At 69.9% G+C, this 14456-nt stretch carries 14 protein-coding genes; 4 read left to right on the top strand and 10 right to left on the bottom strand.

Annotated features, from left to right (window positions below):
• Position 1: 1 nt before the first annotated feature.
• The 6 genes from WC493_RS02665 to WC493_RS02690 form a co-directional block, all read right to left on the bottom strand.
• Positions 2 to 745 carry an aspartate/glutamate racemase family protein gene (locus tag WC493_RS02665; protein ID WP_373062237.1) on the bottom strand — a complete coding sequence of 248 codons (744 nt, stop codon included), beginning with the start codon at positions 743 to 745 and terminating at the stop codon, positions 2 to 4.
• A gap of 25 nt (positions 746 to 770) precedes the next feature.
• Positions 771 to 2309 carry an amidohydrolase family protein gene (locus WC493_RS02670; RefSeq protein WP_373062239.1) on the bottom strand — a complete coding sequence of 513 codons (1539 nt, stop codon included), beginning with the start codon at positions 2307 to 2309 and terminating at the stop codon, positions 771 to 773.
• Positions 2310 to 2320: 11 nt separating this feature from the next.
• Positions 2321 to 3166 carry a carbon-nitrogen hydrolase family protein gene (locus tag WC493_RS02675; RefSeq protein ID WP_373062241.1) on the bottom strand — a complete coding sequence of 282 codons (846 nt, stop codon included), beginning with the start codon at positions 3164 to 3166 and terminating at the stop codon, positions 2321 to 2323.
• Positions 3163 to 3990 carry an ABC transporter ATP-binding protein gene (locus tag WC493_RS02680; protein ID WP_373062243.1) on the bottom strand — a complete coding sequence of 276 codons (828 nt, stop codon included), beginning with the start codon at positions 3988 to 3990 and terminating at the stop codon, positions 3163 to 3165. Before WC493_RS02680 ends, WC493_RS02675 begins: the two co-directional genes overlap by 4 nt.
• The gene (locus WC493_RS02685; RefSeq protein ID WP_373062245.1) at positions 3954 to 4799 is read right to left on the bottom strand and encodes an ABC transporter permease; all 846 of its coding nucleotides are present in this window, start codon (positions 4797 to 4799) and stop codon (positions 3954 to 3956) included. Before WC493_RS02685 ends, WC493_RS02680 begins: the two co-directional genes overlap by 37 nt.
• A 73-nt stretch (positions 4800 to 4872) precedes the next feature.
• A complete protein-coding gene (locus WC493_RS02690; protein WP_373062247.1) occupies positions 4873 to 5925 on the bottom strand; it encodes an ABC transporter substrate-binding protein in 1053 nt (350 codons plus the stop codon).
• Between the two features lie 292 nt (positions 5926 to 6217).
• Here WC493_RS02690 and WC493_RS02695 point away from each other — a divergent pair, with 292 nt between their 5' ends.
• Complete coding sequence (locus WC493_RS02695) at positions 6218 to 6937, top strand: aspartate/glutamate racemase family protein (protein WP_373062249.1); 720 nt, start codon at positions 6218 to 6220, stop codon at positions 6935 to 6937.
• Between the two features lie 14 nt (positions 6938 to 6951).
• Here WC493_RS02695 and pncA read toward each other — a convergent pair whose 3' ends face one another.
• Positions 6952 to 7584 (bottom strand): bifunctional nicotinamidase/pyrazinamidase, encoded by a 633-nt coding sequence (pncA, locus tag WC493_RS02700; RefSeq protein ID WP_373062251.1) that lies wholly within the window; start codon positions 7582 to 7584, stop codon positions 6952 to 6954.
• A gap of 210 nt (positions 7585 to 7794) precedes the next feature.
• On the opposite strand from pncA, the gene WC493_RS02705 reads away from it, so the two are divergent.
• The 3 genes from WC493_RS02705 to WC493_RS02715 all read left to right on the top strand — a co-directional run bounded on the left by WC493_RS02705 (position 7795) and on the right by WC493_RS02715 (position 9990).
• A complete protein-coding gene (locus tag WC493_RS02705; RefSeq protein ID WP_373062253.1) occupies positions 7795 to 8232 on the top strand; it encodes a universal stress protein in 438 nt (145 codons plus the stop codon).
• Between the two features lie 41 nt (positions 8233 to 8273).
• Positions 8274 to 8936, top strand: coding sequence for a phosphoribosyltransferase (locus WC493_RS02710; RefSeq protein ID WP_373062255.1), 663 nt, complete (start codon positions 8274 to 8276; stop codon positions 8934 to 8936).
• Between the two features lie 214 nt (positions 8937 to 9150).
• Entirely contained in the window at positions 9151 to 9990 is an 840-nt protein-coding gene (locus WC493_RS02715; protein ID WP_373062257.1) for a universal stress protein, read from the top strand.
• Here the strand turns inward: WC493_RS02715 and WC493_RS02720 are convergent.
• From WC493_RS02720 to WC493_RS02730, 3 genes are all read right to left on the bottom strand, one after another.
• Positions 9938 to 10651, bottom strand: coding sequence for a TetR/AcrR family transcriptional regulator (locus WC493_RS02720; RefSeq protein ID WP_373062259.1), 714 nt, complete (start codon positions 10649 to 10651; stop codon positions 9938 to 9940). The two genes, WC493_RS02715 and WC493_RS02720, sit on opposite strands and share 53 nt — an antisense overlap.
• Positions 10652 to 10727: 76 nt before the next feature.
• Positions 10728 to 12590 (bottom strand): ABC transporter ATP-binding protein, encoded by a 1863-nt coding sequence (locus WC493_RS02725; protein WP_373062261.1) that lies wholly within the window; start codon positions 12588 to 12590, stop codon positions 10728 to 10730.
• A 1-nt stretch (position 12591) separates the two neighbouring features.
• Positions 12592 to 14355: an ABC transporter ATP-binding protein gene (locus WC493_RS02730; RefSeq protein WP_373062263.1), complete on the bottom strand. Its 1764-nt coding sequence runs from the start codon at positions 14353 to 14355 to the stop codon at positions 12592 to 12594.
• Between the last annotated feature and the right edge of the window lie 101 nt (positions 14356 to 14456).

Here is a 14456-nt window from a genome sequence, read left to right on the forward strand (position 1 = left end):
GTCATTCGGGTCCCCCGCCGAACAACCGGGCCAGCGCGGGGCCGGCGCCCAGGATCTCGCGCCGGGGCAGGGCGGCGGAACTGCCCATCGTCGCCTTGGGCAGGCCCAGCGCCACCAGTGCCTCCGCCAGGGCGACGCCGGCCTTGATGCCGTCGATCACCGGGACCGGCACGCTCGCCTGAATCTCCGGCGTCAGGCCCGCCATGGCGGCGCCGGCCAGCACGATGCTCTCCGCCCCGCGGTCGATCAGCTCCGCCGCCAGGGCCGCGATGCGGGGCAGGGTCGGGCCGGGGGTGAGATAGTCTTCCGGCGCCATGTCGATGCAGCGATAGCCGACGATCCTCCCGTCGAGCCCGCTGCGGACGGCGGTATCGCGATAGATGTTGAGCGCCCGCCGGCCCGGCCCGATGAAGCCGATCGGCCCGCCGCTGAGGGCGGCGACGTGAAGGGCGGCCGCGGTCATGCCGACCACGGGCACCCGGGCCGCCTCGCGCAGGGCTTCGAGGCCGGTGTCGAAGGAAATCGCCACCAGCACGGCATCGGCGCCGGCACCATGTTCGGCCAGGAGCTCGACCATGGCGGCCTCGGCCAGGGCGTTTTCCGCCCTGGTCGTGATGATGCGGGGGCCGCGGCTGGCGTTGAAGGCCGCCACCTCGGTCCCCGGGCGGGCGACCGCCCGGGCCGCCTCGGCGCAACGCGCGGTAATCTCCGGCGTCGTATTGCCGTTCAGCAGCAGGAGACGCATGATGTCGCTTCCGGCACGGCCAGGCTCAGACGCGCGACGACGGCTGGTAGAAGGGCACGCGCCGCTCGCGCTCGAGATAGCCGTCGTAGAAGCGCTTCACATGGGGCAGCAGCTCGTGACCCAGGGCGTGGCGGGCGATCTCGTCGGCGTTGCGCGGGCCGGACAGGATGCCGGCGATCTCCGCCAGCACGGCGTCGCGGTCGATCTTGGTGAAGCGGCCCTGCTCGTAGATCGGCTCGCCGTCGCAGAAGACGGTGTCGACGGCCTGGGTCTTGGCGCGCTGGATGACGGCGTCGAGGGGCGGAATATCGGCGTCCTGATAGGGATAGGTCGCCTTGTTCCAGTCGATCAGCACGGCATCGAAGAAACGCCCGGCTTCCAGCTTGCCGACCGAGGCACCGAAGGCGGTGGTCAGGGCGCCGTGTTCGGTCGCCATGCGCAGCACCTGCGGGCAGGTCGGCACGTCGTCCTCCATGCCCGGGGTGCGATGGACGCGCAGCACCAGGCGCATTTCCTGCAGCATGTCGCGGTCGTCGTTGATGCCCGCCTCGTCGAGCCCCATGGCGACGGTGACGCCCCTGGCGGCGAAATGATTGAGCGGGGCGACGCCGCTGCGCAGGCGGAAATTGGACGAGCAGTTGTGGCAGATGCAGGTGCCGGTCTCGGCCGCGATCTCGACATCCTCCTCGTTCACCCAGACGCTGTGGCCCATGGTCATCCGGGGCCCGAGCACGCCGAGATCATAGAGGTGGCGGACGGCGGTCTTGCCGCTGCGCCGGCGGGCGTATTCCTTCTGATAGGCGGTTTCCAGCACATGCATATGCATGGGAACGCCCGCCGATTCGGCCTTTTCGGCGAGGGCGATCAGGCTGTCGTCGCTGCACCAGTGGAGGTTCGCCGGGGCGAGCTGGATGCGGGTCAGGCGCTGGCCGGCATTGGCCGCGGTCAGGCGGTCGAACAGTTTCAGATTGTCGTCGAGGTCGAAGACCTGGGCCTTCAGGTGGGCGGCCAGGCGGCTCCCCAGGTCACCCGGCAGGCGGGCGCAGAAGGCGGCGTCGTCCTCATAGACCATGCGGTTCTGTTCGCGCAGCGCGAAGCAATAGGAGGCGCGCATGCCGATCGCGCGATAGGCGGCGAGCACCTTGGAAGCGCCGCCCTCGATCGCGTCGAAGCCGCCGCGCATCCAGCCATGGATATGCTGCACCGTGGTGATACCGGAGGCGATCATCTCGAAGGCGGAATAGAGCGTGTCGAGATAGAGATCGACGGAACGCGCCGGGATCCGGCTGGCGAACCACATTTCGAGCGGATGATCGGGCGAGCCGAGCTGCAAGGGCGTCAGGCCGACGTGGTGATGGCTGTTGACGAAGCCGGGCAGCATCATGTGGTGCGGGAAGCGGCGGATCTCGGCCGTGGGCGCCAGCTTCTGCAATTCGGCGAGTGCCCCGGTCGCGACGATGATGCCATCGCGTTGCAGGATGGCGCCGTCCTCCAGGATGTCGACCGAATGGCGGTCCACGACCCCGAGCACGATCCATTTCGCCTGAACGATCAATTCGGCCATGATTCAGTCCTTCAGCAGATCACGGTGCCGGCAATCGCCCGGCGCCGCTCGAAAGGGGAAGAGGCGCGCAGGCGGCACAGGCCGTCGCGCGTCAGTGTGTGGATGACGTGGCCGGGCGGGGCGTCCGAGAGCCGGCAGGCGATGGTGCCGCCGTCCGGTCCGACCAGGGCCGTCGGCGCCATGTGGGCGATCGTCCGGCCGTGCAGGTACTCCATGCCGCTCCGCCCGGCGGTGAGGGCGTAGACGCCGTTCTCCCGCGCATGGGTGCGGAGTTCGCACAGGAAGAAGTCGTCCGGCTCGTCCGCCGGGCCGTTTACCGGGCAAAGCACGAGATCGGCGCCCGCCGCCCGCGCCGCCCGCCAGCTCTCGGGGAAGCGGCGGTCGAAGCAGATGAAGCTGGCAATGCGGAAGCCGTCGAGGTCGAAACAGGCGACTTCGGCCGGGCCGGGGACGAAATGATCGGCCTCGCCGAAGCCGTCGCCCGGCGAGGGGGGCGGCAGGTGGATCTTGCGCGCGGCGACCACGGGGGCGCGGCCGGGCCGCACCAGCACCGCGGCATTGAAGACGCCATCACCCTCGGCCAGCGCCAGGGGCACCAGCAGGGCGGTCTCCAGCCGGTCGGCCAGGGCGGCGGCCCAGGTGACCGTCGGCCCCGCCAGGGTCTCGGCGGCATGGCGCCAGGCGCCCGGCGCCTCGCCGGTGAAACAGGGCCAGGCGAAGAGTTCGGGCAGCAGGACGAGGCGGGCGCCCTCGGCCACCGCGGCCTCGATCGCCGTGGTGGCGGGGGCGAGGTCGGGGCCGCCGTCCGCCTGCGCCGGCGGCAGATGCAGGCCGGCGACGGCCAGGGCCGCGGTCATTCCGCCGCCGCCTCCTGCTGCTCGAAGGCGCGGTCGACCTCGTCGGCCAGGAGGTCGGCGAAGAGGTCGTGCAGTTCGCGGTAGCGCGGGTCGCGGGGCGACCTCGGGCGTTCCAGGTCGATCGGCACCTCTGTCTTGATCTTGCCCGGGCGCGCGGTGAACACCAGGACCCGGTCGGCCAGGGCGATCGCCTCGTCGATCGAATGGGTGACCAGCATCACCGAGGCGCCGCTGTCCTTCCAGACCGTGAGCAGGAAGTCCTGCATCTTGGCCCGCGTCTGCACGTCGAGCGCCGCGAAGGGCTCGTCCATCATCAGGATCGAGGGCCGCATGGCCAGCGCCCGGGCCACCGCCACGCGCTGGCGCATCCCGCCGGAGAGCTGGTCCGGCCGCTTGTCGGCGGCGTCGGCGAGGCCGATCTTGCGCAGGATCTCGTCCGCCACTTCGCGCCGCTTCGCCTTGCTCTCGCGGCGGAGCGAGAGGCCGAAGGTGACATTCTCGCCGACCGTGAGCCAGGGGAACAGCGAGGCGTCCTGGAAGATCAGGCTGCGGTCGGCGTCGGGACTGGCGACCGGCCGGCCGTGGGCGAGCAGGGTTCCCTCGGTCGGCTGTTCGAGCCCGGCGATCATGTAGAGGAGCGAGCTCTTGCCGCAGCCCGACGGGCCGAGCAGGACGACGAATTCGCCCGGCATCACGGTGAAGCTGATGTTGCGCAGCGCCTCGACATCATTGGCGCTGTCGGCCGACCGCCAGATCTTGCCGACTCGGGTGCAGGAGATCGCCGGGGTCATAGCGCAGCTTTCGAGCTGTTGGTCGAGATCCACCACAGGACCTTCCGCTGCACCTGGCGCAGCGCATAGTCGAACAGGAAGCCGGCGACGCCGATGATGCCCATGGTGAAGAAGACCAGTTTGGCGTTGAAGGTCGAGCGGGCGACCGAGACGATCTGACCGAGGCCGGAGCCGACGCCGATCGCCTCGGCGATCAGCACCACCATCCAGGCGGCGAAGAGGTTGAGGCGCAGGGTCATGAACAGGGCCGGCAGGACCGACGGCAGCACAACCCGGTAGAAGCTCTGCCAGCGCGTCGCCCCCATGATGCGGGCGACATGGAGATAGTTGACCGGCACGCTCTCGATCTGGGCGATGGTCGACAGCACGATGGCGAAATAGACCGTGATGAAGACGAGGAAGATCGCCGGCACGTCGCCGATGCCGAACAGGAAGATCGCGACCGGCAGCCAGGCGACCGGCGAGACCGGCGCCAGCAGCGTGACCAGCGGCAGCATGAGATTGCGGAAGGGCGCGAAATAGCCGATCAGCGCGCCCGAGCCGACCCCCAGCACGAAACCGATGGCGAGCCCGAGGACGACGCGGAGCGTGGTCCAGCCGATCGTGGTGGCGAGCGCCACAAGGCCGCCCCCGGTCGCATTGGAACCGACCGTATTGGTGGTGTCGAAATATCTGAGCGTGCCCGGAATGTCGGACAGGAAGATATGCGGCGGCGGCAGCAGCAAGGGATTGGCATAGCCGAGAGCCCAGGCGAGTTCCCAGAGACCGGCGAAGATGCCGACCGAGACGACCCCCCAGAGAAAGGCCGGCGCGGCGGCCGCGACCCTGCGATTGAGCGACATCGAACCTCACTTCTTGGCTTCGGGGTGCCGGCGGCTCCATGCCCCGGCACCCCGTCTGACGCGGCGGGGAGTGTTACGCCGACTTCCGCTTCAGCTTGCCATAGAGGTCCTTGTTTTCCGCGATCACCGCTTCGAGCGGGCCCCAGTCGAAGGCCTTGGCGTCGGGCAGCTTCTTCACGTAGCCGAGTTCCTTCATCGACTCGCCGCGAGCGACGATGAAATCGGTCTGGTTGCGCTGGTCGACCACCACCGGCTGGCGGATCGAGGCCTTCTTGGCGGCATCGAAGGTGGTCTTGTAGTAGCTGCCCACGGTTTCCTTCAGGGCGCTGTCGAGATCGGCCTCGACCGAGGCCTGGGCCTCGAACAGGGCCTTGATCACCGCCTTGACGGCGCCCGGGTTCTCTTCGAGCAGCGGCGTGCGCACGGCCAGAACGCAGTCCGAATAGCCCTTGCCGTAGACGTCGGTACCGTCCGAGAGCAGGGTCGAGCCCGGGGTCGACTCGAGCGCCTGGGTGGCATAGGGCTCGATATGGCAGATCGCGTCGAGGGCGCCGGCGATGAAGGCCTGAGCCAGTTCGGGCGAGGTGTTCATGTAGCGGACGTCGACGTCCTTGAAGCTCATGCCGGCCTTCTTCAGCCAGTCGAAGGGCAGGACTTCCAGCGTGTCGGCCTGGAAGGTGCCGAAGGTCTTGCCCTTGAGGTCGGCCGGCGTCTTGATCCCTTCGCGGCCCAGGATGATGCAGCCCTCGACGCCGCCGCCGGCGACGATGCGCACCGGAGCGCCGGCGTCATAGAGGGTCATGAAGTTGGAATAGGGGATCATCGACATGTCGACGATGCCGGCGCCGAACAGGGTGGCGATGTCGGCATTGGACGGCGTCACCACGAAGTCGATGTCGACGCCCTCGACCTGGGCCAGGTGGCGTTCCTTGGCCAGGAAGAAGCCGAGGTTGCAGAAGCCCGTGCCGTGGGTCGCCTTCACCGTGGTGGCGGCAAAGGCGCCCTGCGGCTTCAGAAGGGCGGCCAGCGCCGGGGTCAGGGCGATCGCGGTGCCCGCCTTGGCCCCGGTCCGCAGGAAGCTCCGGCGCGAGAAGTCGCGATAGAAGGTACCATTCCGATCACACATCTAAGCCTCCGTTCCGCGCCTCTCGCCGCGCGGCCTCGTGAACCTGGTTCCGCCGTTCCGACGGTTCAGCGGCGGCGACTGCCGGTCTCTGCCGGCGCGCCGCCTCACCTCTTGTCATAGCAGGCATCGTGCCAGATCCGGAAATTCAGGAAAAACAATGGGTTGGTTAAATTCGGGGTAACGGGTTGCCGATTGCGGTGGCATAGGATTTGGGCATTGTGCACAATTCATATGCTATTGTGCACAATAATTGGCGGCGCCGGATGCGCCGTTTCGCTGCGAAGGAGAAGCCATGACCAACCGCCGCCTGGGCATGATCACGCCCTCGTCCAACACCGTTCTGGAGCCCGTCTGCGCCGCCGTCACGGTGCCGCTCGACGGCGTCTCGGTCCATTTCGCCCGGGTCCCGGTGACCGAGATTTCCCTGAAGCCCCGGGCCCTCGGCCAGTTCGATCCGGCCCCCATGCTGGCGGCGGCGCGCCTGCTCGCCGATGCCAAGGTCGACGTGATCTGCTGGAACGGCACCTCGGCCGGCTGGCTCGGGCTCGACAGCGACCGCGCGCTGTGCCGGGCGATCACGGCGGAGACCGGCATTCCGGCCACCACCTCGATGCTCGCCCTCGACGAGATCCTGGCGGGCGCCGGGCACCGCCGGCTCGGCCTGGTGACGCCTTACGAGGACCCGGTGCAGACCGCCATCGTCGCCGCCTTCGAGGGCCAGGGCATTGCCTGCGTGGCCGAGGAACATTGCGGCCTGACCGTCAACCACGCCTTCGCCGGGATCGAGGCGGGCACCATCGAGGGCATGATCCGGCGCGTCGCCGCGGCCGGGCCCGACGCCGTCGCGGTCATCTGCACCAATATGAAGGCGGCACCCCTGGTCGCCCGGCTGGAGGCGGAACTGGGCCTGCCGATCTATGATTCGGTGCTGACCGCCCTCTGGTCGTCGTTCCGGATCGCCGGAGTCACGACGGGCGTGCCCGGCTGGGGGCGCCTGCTCGCCGGTCGCTGAGGCAAGGCGGCGGTTCAGACCAGGGCGGCGGCGCGGATCAGCCGGACGCCGGCGGCCGACAGGCGGTCGCGGGCGGCGGCGGCCGAGCCCGCCAGGTCGATGGCCCGGCAGGCGTCCTCGATCACCACCGCGGCGAAGCCTTCGCGCCGCGCATCCTCGGCCGACCAGGCGACGCAATAGTCGAAGGCGAGACCGGCCAGGAAGACCCGCTCGACACCCTTTTCGCGCAGATAGCCGGTGAGGCCGGTCGGAGTCCGGCGGTCGTTCTCGACGAAGGCGGAATAGGAATCGAGCGCGGGGTCGGCGCCCTTGCGCAGCACCAGGTCCGCCTTGGCGGTATCGAGCCCCGGATGGAAGGCGGCGCCCGCCGTGTCCTGGACGCAGTGATCCGGCCACAGGGTCTGCGGCCCATAGGCGACCTCGATCTGTTCGAAGGGCTGGCGGCCGGGGTGGGACGAGGCGAAGGAGAGATGGCCGGGCGGGTGCCAGTCCTGGGTCAGCACGACATGGGGAAAGGCGTCCATCAGCCGGCCGACCGTGGCGACGATCTCGCTCCCGCCGGGCACCGCCAGCCGGCCCCCTTCGCAGAAATCATTCTGTACGTCGACCACCAGGAGGAGGTCGGTCTCGGGATGGATTTCCAGCATGGGCCTGTCCCCGTCGTCGCCGCCTGCATGATGCAGGCCGTTGCGGCGGCGGTCAAAGCAGGGATCGGCGGTGCTTGTTTGACCGAGGTCAAGGCATCCCTGGCGGTCCGGTCGTATTGTCGGCATGCCAAAAAAAGAGGCGGGCGCCGAAGGCCGATCGGCGTCGAGACCGCCCGCGCCGCAGGTCGGCCCGGCCAAGGGGAGAAAATCATGTTTCGTCACATTCTTCTGTCCACCGATGGTTCGCCCCTGGCGAACGGTGCGGTCGACAAGGGCCTCGATCTCGCCCGCGAGACCGGGGCGCAGGTCACCGTCGTCACCGCGGCCGAGCCCTTCCATCTGTTCTGGGCCGACAGCGACGAGATCGGCCGCAGCAAGGCGGAACACGACCGCCGCGCCCGCGAGGAAGCGGCCGGCATCCTGGCCGAGGTCGAGGCGAAGGCGAAGGCCGCCGGTGTCGCCTGCCATACTGTCCTGGCCGAGGGGCAGGAACCCTATCGGGCGATCATCGATGTCGCCGGCCGGGCGGGCTGCGACCTGATCGCCATGGCCTCCCACGGGCGGCGCGGCGTCGCCGCCGTGCTGCTGGGCAGCCAGACGACCAAGGTGCTGACCCATTCGAGCCTGCCGGTGCTGGTCTATCGGTGACCGGAGGCCCCGCATGGGGACGGTAAAAAGGGGCTAGCGTCATGCGTTTCGCCGACAGGAGCGATGCCGGGCGCCGGCTGGCGGCCGTGCTGGCAGCCCGCTATGCCGGCCAGGATGCCGTCGTCTTGGCGCTGCCGCGCGGCGGCGTGCCGGTCGCGGCCGAGGTCGCCGCGGCCCTGGGCGCGCCGCTCGACCTGCTGATCGTGCGCAAGGTCGGGGTGCCTTTCGAGCCCGAGGTCGCCATGGGCGCCGTGGTCGCCGGCACGCCGCCGATCGTGGTCCGGAACGAGGACGTGATCCGCGCCTGCGACATCACGGCGGAGGATTTCGAACGCGCCAGCGCCGCCGAATTCGCCGAGATCGAGCGCCGCCGCCAGCGCTATCTCGGCACCCGGCCGCCGGTGCCGCTGGCGGGCCGGGTGGCGATCGTGGTCGACGACGGGATCGCCACCGGGGCGACCATGAAGGCGGCTCTCCGTGCCGTCGCGCGCCGCGAGCCCCGGGAGCTGGTGCTGGCGGTGCCTGTCGCCCCGGCCGAGACGCTGGCCGACTTGGCGCGCGAGGTCGATGCCGTGGTCTGCCTGTCGACGCCGTCGCCCTTCGACGCCATCGGGCGCTTCTACGATCGTTTCGACCAGCTCGCCGATGCGGCGGTGATCGAGACGATGGCGCGTTTCTCGGCCCCCGCCGGGGTGAAGGACTGAGGGGAAACCACCCTGGATCGACCGTCGAGCCGGCCGCTGGCCGGCGACATCGGCACCTGCGCTTGACGGGCGGGGCAAAGCAGTATTCAAATAAGGAAACTTGTTAGTACCGTTATTGAGGGGCGACGATCCGGGTGCGTGACAGCCGATCGCTGCAGGACGGGCAGCCGCTGCGGCTGCACCGGCGCACCGCCGTCGCGGCAGGATGAGCATCATGTCCGTCAAGACCATCGCCGTGTTCCTGGACGCCACGCCGGCCGGGGCCGCGCGCCTCGCCTATGGTGTCGCCCTGGCCGAGGCGCAGCAGGCGCGCCTGGTCGGTCTGCTGGTGCTGCCCCCCTTCGAGGCCACCGATCCGGCGGAAACCCTGGCCATCGGCCGGGCCGCCATCGACGGCCTGATCCGCCGCCAGGACGAGCGGGAGGAAGCCGCGGCGGCCGAGGCCCGGCAGGCGATGGAGGCCCTGTGCGCGAAGGCCGGCGTGCCCCACGAATGCCGTGTCCTGCGCGAGAGCGTCTCGCTCGCCGAGGTCCGCCACCATGTCCTACATGCCGACCTGATCGTGGTCGGCGCCGGCCGTCTGAACGGCTTGCCGGAGGGCGGGGCCGCCGATGTCTTCCTGATGTCGACCGGGATCCCCTTCCTGCTGGTGCCGGACGGCTGGCGGGCGGAAGCGCCGCGCCGCATCCTGCTCGGCTGGAACGCCAGCCGGGCGGCACGGCGCGCGGTGTCCGACGCTCTGCCGCTGCTCCGCGCCGCCGAACTGGTGACCCTGTTGGTGGTCGATGCCGAGAAGCGCGAATTCCACGGCGAGGAGCCGGGCGCAGATCTCGCCACTTTCCTCGGCCGCCACGGCGTGACGGCCGAAGTGCTGCGCCTCGGCTCCGACGGCGCCAAGGTCGCGGACGTGATCGCCGATGCCGCGGTGGCGCTTCGCGCGGACCTGATCGCGCTCGGCGCCTATGGCCGCGGGCGCATGACTGAAGTGGTGTTCGGTGGCGTCACCCGCTCGCTGATCCGCTCGAGCCCGGTGCCCCTGCTGATCGCCCATTGAGTGACCCGGCCCCGCCGATGCCGAGGCCGGGCCCCATGACCGCCAGCACGCGCTCGATCCGCCCGGCCAGGACGCCCTTGGCCAGGACACCCTCCGGCAGCGCCTCGGCGCAGCCGACCAGGGACAACAGCAAGGTCTCGCAGAAGACGGCGCCGAACAGGAAATTCGCCGTCTCCAGCGGATCGTCGACGGCGAGCCCGTGGCGCTTCGCCAGGACGGCGATACTCTCGGCCAGGACCGCCTGGGCGCGTGCCACCCCCTGCTCGTAATAGGCGCGGGCGAGTTCCGGCACCTTGGCCGATTCGGCGATGACGATCCGGATCACCGCGAGCTGGGTCGGTGCCAGGACGAAATCGCCCATCCTTGTCAGCACGGCGGCCAGATCCCCGGCCGCGCTGCCCCCCGGCAGCGGCGGCGCGAAGGACGGTGCAAAACTGTGCTGGGCCAGGACCATGGCGGAGAACAGCACTTCCTTGGTCTCGAACATTTCGTAGACCGTGCGCTTCGACATGCCGCTGGCGTGTGCGATGTCCAGCATCGAGGTTTCGCCGTAGCCACGGGTCAGGAACAGGGCCTCGGCGGCCTCGACGATGATCGCGCGGCGTTCCTCGCGGGACAGGACCCGGGGCCGTCCCGGACCCCGGGCGGACTGATCGGGCATGGCGGATCCCCCTCGCTGGCTGCACGCTGTCCCTCCCCAGCATAGCGGGAAAGCGCCGCCGTGGGATGCCCCGCCGTCAGCTCTCCGGCGCGCCGAACTGGGATTGGTAGAGTTGCCAGTAGCGGCCCCGCCGCGCCATCAGGGCGGCATGGTCGCCCGCTTCCAGGATGTTGCCGTCTTCCATGTAGAGGATCAGGTCGGCGTCGCGGATGGTCGACAGGCGATGCGCGATGACGAAGCTGGTGCGCCCCTCGCGCAGCCGCGCCATGGCGCGCTGGACCAGGAGTTCGGTCCTGGTGTCGACTGAACTGGTCGCCTCGTCGAGGATCAGCACGCTCGGCCGGGCGACGAAGGCGCGGGCGATGGTCAGGAGCTGCTTCTGGCCGGTGCTGAGCACGCCGCCGGTCTCGTCCACCAGCGTGTCGTAACCCTCCGGCAGCTTGCGCACGAAGCCGTCGACATGGCAGGCGCGGGCGGCTTCCAGGATCTCGGCCTCGCTGGCGCCGTCCTTGCCGTAGGCGATGTTCTCGCGGATGGTGCCGCTGAACAGCCAGGAATCCTGCAGCACCATGCCGAAATGGCGGCGCAGGTCCGCCCGCGTCAGGTCGCGGGTATCGACGCCGTCGAGCCGGATGGCGCCACCGTCGATCTCGTAGAAGCGCATCAGCAGGTTGACCAGCGTGGTCTTGCCGGCGCCGGTCGGCCCGACCACGGCGACGGTCTGGCCCGGCCTCGCCTCCAGGCTGACGTCTTCGAACAGCGGCCGGCCGGGCTCGTAGCGGAAGGTCACATGGTCGAAGACGACATGGCCTTGCGGCGCCGCCAGCTTGGCCGGCGCCGCCGTGTCCGGTTTCATCTCGGGCGCGTCGAGCAGTTCGAACACCCGCTCCGCCGAGGCGGAGGCCGATTGCAGCACCGAGGCGGCGCCGGCGATCTGGCCGATCGGCTGGTTGATCTGGCGGATATATTGGATGAAGGACTGCAGCACGCCGATCGACAGGCCGCCCGCCAGGATCAGCAGGGCGCCCCCCGCCACCACCGCGACAAAGCCGAGCTGGCCGACGAAGAGCATGACCGGCTGGATGATGCCGGAGAGGAATTGCGCCTTGAAGGCGCTGGCCCGCAGGGCCTCGTTGTCGTCCTCGAAAACCGCCCGCGCCCGCTCGCGGTGGCCGAACACTTTCATCAGGGTGTGGCCGCTGTAATCCTCCTCGACGTCGGCGTTGAGCGTGCCGGTGCGCCGCCACTGCTCGACGAAATGAGGCCGGGAGCGGGCGGCGAGCAGCCGCGACAGCAGAACGGAGAGGACGAGCGAGACGACCGCGATGCCGGCAAGCGCAGGCGAGAGCGCGAACATCAGGGCCAGCACGGCGACCAGTTGCAGGGCCGACATCAGGAGCTGGCTCAGGAGCTGCTGCAGGCTCTGGCTCACGTTGTCGATGTCGTTGGTGATCCGGCTCAGGACCTCGCCATGGGGCTGGCGGTCGAACCAGGCGAGCGGCAGACGGGCCAGCTTCAGGGCCGCCTGGTCGCGCAGGTTGCGGCTCAATGCCTGCACGATCGCATTGCTGAGCCAGGCCTGCACGATATTGAGCAGGACACCGGCGAGGAGCAGTCCGGCGGCGAGGCCGAGGCGCCGGGTCAGCACCGACAGCTCGACCGGCACCCCGGCGGCGACCGCGCCGATCACATAGTCGGTCGCCCGGCCGAGCTGCCAGGGCACCAGGCTCGAGCCCGCGACACTGGCGACGGTGCAGGCCAGCGTGGCGGTGATGGCGACGGGATGCGCACCGATCAGGCGGAACAGGCGCGTCAGGGTACCCTTCAGGTCGCGCGCCCGGGCAACAGCGCCGAGGCCGGGCATGCCGCCGCGGGGGCCGGGCAGGGGCTGCGGGCCGGGCAATGGCGCCGAGCCGGCGGAAAGGTCGCGGCCGGCCATGTCAGCCTTCCTCCGCATGTTGGGAGGCGACGATCTCGCGATAGGCGGCACTGTCGCGCAGCAGGCTCTCGTGGCTGCCGGCGGCGGCGACCCGGCCCTGGTCGAGCAGCAGGATCAGGTCGGCGTGTCGGAGGCTGCTCACCCGTTGGCCGACGATCAGCACGGCGGCCGCCCCCAGGTGGCCGGGCAGCGCCGCGCGCAGGCGGGCGTCGGTCGCATAGTCGAGGGCGGAGAAACTGTCGTCGAAGAGATAGAGCGGGGCGCGGCGGACCAGGGCGCGGGCGATCGCCAGGCGCTGGCGCTGGCCGCCGGAGAAATTGCCGCCGCCCTGGGCGACCGGCGCCGCCAGGCCGAGCGGCAGGGCGGCGACGAAATCGCGCGCCTGGGCGACCTCGAGCGCCTGCCACAACTCGTCGTCGCTCGCCTCCGCCCGGCCGTAGCGGAGCGTGTCGGCGATCGTGCCGGAGAACAGGAAACTCTCCTGCGGCACGAAGCCGATCAGCGACCAGAGGGTGGCCAGCGGCAGCGTCCTGATGTCGACGCCGTTGATCAGCACCGCACCCGTGGTCACGTCGAACAGGCGGGCGATCAGGTTGACGATCGTGGTCTTGCCCGAGCCGGTGGCGCCGATCACGGCGACCGTCTTGCCCGGCTCCAGGCGGAAATTCACGTCGTCCAGCACGGGCCGCTCCGCCCCCGGATAGGCGAAGCCGACATGGCGGAATTCGATCTCGACCCCGCCGCCGGGCCGAGCCGGCAGGGCCGCGGGGGCGGCCGGCTCGACGATTCCGGGCGCGCTCAGCAGGACGTCGCGGATGCGGCCTGCGCTGACCAGGGCGCGCGGCGCCATCACGATCAGCATCGAGGCGATCATGACCGAGATCAGGATCTGCATGATATAGGCGAGGAAGGCGACCAGGGCGCCCACTTCGAGGGTACCGGCCGCGATCCGCCGCGCCGCGAACCAGACCAGCGCGATGGTCGAGAGATGCATGACCAGATGGGCGAGCGGCATGTTGAGTGCCATGATCCGCCCGACCCTGCGCGCCGTTCCCGTCAACGCCTCGTTGGCACCGGCGAAACGCTGGTGCTCCCAATCGTCGCGCACGAAGGCGCGGATCACGCGAAGGCCCAGGATCTGCTCCCGCACGATCTGGTTGATGCGGTCGATCTGGCCCTGCATCCGGGCGAAGAGGGGCAGGGCCGCGCTCAGCAGCACGCCGACGATGACGGCCAGCGCCGGCACGCTGACCACCAGGATGTCGGACAGGCCGGCGTCCTGGCGGATCGCCATGACGATGCCGCCGATCCCCATGATGGGCGCCGTGGTGATGGTGGTCAGCACCATGACCAGGAAGCTCTGGACCTGGAGCACGTCGTTGGTGCTGCGGGTGATCAGCGAGGGCGTGCCGAAGCGCCGCATCTCGTGCAGCGAGAAATCCTGCACCCGGGCGAAGACGGCGGAGCGGAGATCGCGGCCGAAACCCATGGCGATCCGGGCGCCCGCCCAGGCTGCCGCGACCGAGAACAGGATCTGGACCAGGGCGGCCAGCAGCATCAGGCCCCCGCTGCGCAGGACATAGGCGCCGTCGTGGCGCAGGATGCCCAGATCGATCACACGGGCGCTCAGGGTCGGCAGGGTCAGGGCGGCCAGTGCCTGCACCACCTGGCAGAGAAGAAGCAGGACGAGCGCGCCCCGATAGGGCGCCCACAGCCGCCACCACAGGGCGAGGCGGCCCTCAGGCACCGCCGCGATCACCGCCATGGCGAGCCACCGTTGATCGGCGAGGTCGGCGGGTGGATCGCGAGGCTTCTCAAGGCGGGCTCCGAAAGGCGGCCGGTGGCGGGGATGGAACGGCCCTGCCC

The organism is Zavarzinia sp., from assembly GCF_041650655.1.
In the GTDB taxonomy this organism is placed as follows: Bacteria; Pseudomonadota; Alphaproteobacteria; order Zavarziniales; family Zavarziniaceae; genus Zavarzinia.

What these genes read in the sequence shown, in the direction of transcription:
- WC493_RS02665 (WP_373062237.1), bottom strand. Translation starts at nt 745, where the DNA reads ATGCGTCTCCTGCTGCTGAACGGCAATACGACGCCGGAGATTACCGCG.
- WC493_RS02670 (WP_373062239.1), bottom strand. Translation starts at nt 2,309, where the DNA reads ATGGCCGAATTGATCGTTCAGGCGAAATGGATCGTGCTCGGGGTCGTG.
- WC493_RS02675 (WP_373062241.1), bottom strand. Translation starts at nt 3,166, where the DNA reads ATGACCGCGGCCCTGGCCGTCGCCGGCCTGCATCTGCCGCCGGCGCAG.
- WC493_RS02685 (WP_373062245.1), bottom strand. Translation starts at nt 4,799, where the DNA reads ATGTCGCTCAATCGCAGGGTCGCGGCCGCCGCGCCGGCCTTTCTCTGG.
- WC493_RS02690 (WP_373062247.1), bottom strand. Translation starts at nt 5,925, where the DNA reads ATGTGTGATCGGAATGGTACCTTCTATCGCGACTTCTCGCGCCGGAGC.
- WC493_RS02695 (WP_373062249.1), top strand. Translation starts at nt 6,218, where the DNA reads ATGACCAACCGCCGCCTGGGCATGATCACGCCCTCGTCCAACACCGTT.
- pncA (WP_373062251.1), bottom strand. Translation starts at nt 7,584, where the DNA reads ATGCTGGAAATCCATCCCGAGACCGACCTCCTCCTGGTGGTCGACGTA.
- WC493_RS02705 (WP_373062253.1), top strand. Translation starts at nt 7,795, where the DNA reads ATGTTTCGTCACATTCTTCTGTCCACCGATGGTTCGCCCCTGGCGAAC.
- WC493_RS02710 (WP_373062255.1), top strand. Translation starts at nt 8,274, where the DNA reads ATGCGTTTCGCCGACAGGAGCGATGCCGGGCGCCGGCTGGCGGCCGTG.
- WC493_RS02715 (WP_373062257.1), top strand. Translation starts at nt 9,151, where the DNA reads ATGTCCGTCAAGACCATCGCCGTGTTCCTGGACGCCACGCCGGCCGGG.
- WC493_RS02720 (WP_373062259.1), bottom strand. Translation starts at nt 10,651, where the DNA reads ATGCCCGATCAGTCCGCCCGGGGTCCGGGACGGCCCCGGGTCCTGTCC.
- WC493_RS02725 (WP_373062261.1), bottom strand. Translation starts at nt 12,590, where the DNA reads ATGGCCGGCCGCGACCTTTCCGCCGGCTCGGCGCCATTGCCCGGCCCG.
- WC493_RS02730 (WP_373062263.1), bottom strand. Translation starts at nt 14,355, where the DNA reads ATGGCGGTGATCGCGGCGGTGCCTGAGGGCCGCCTCGCCCTGTGGTGG.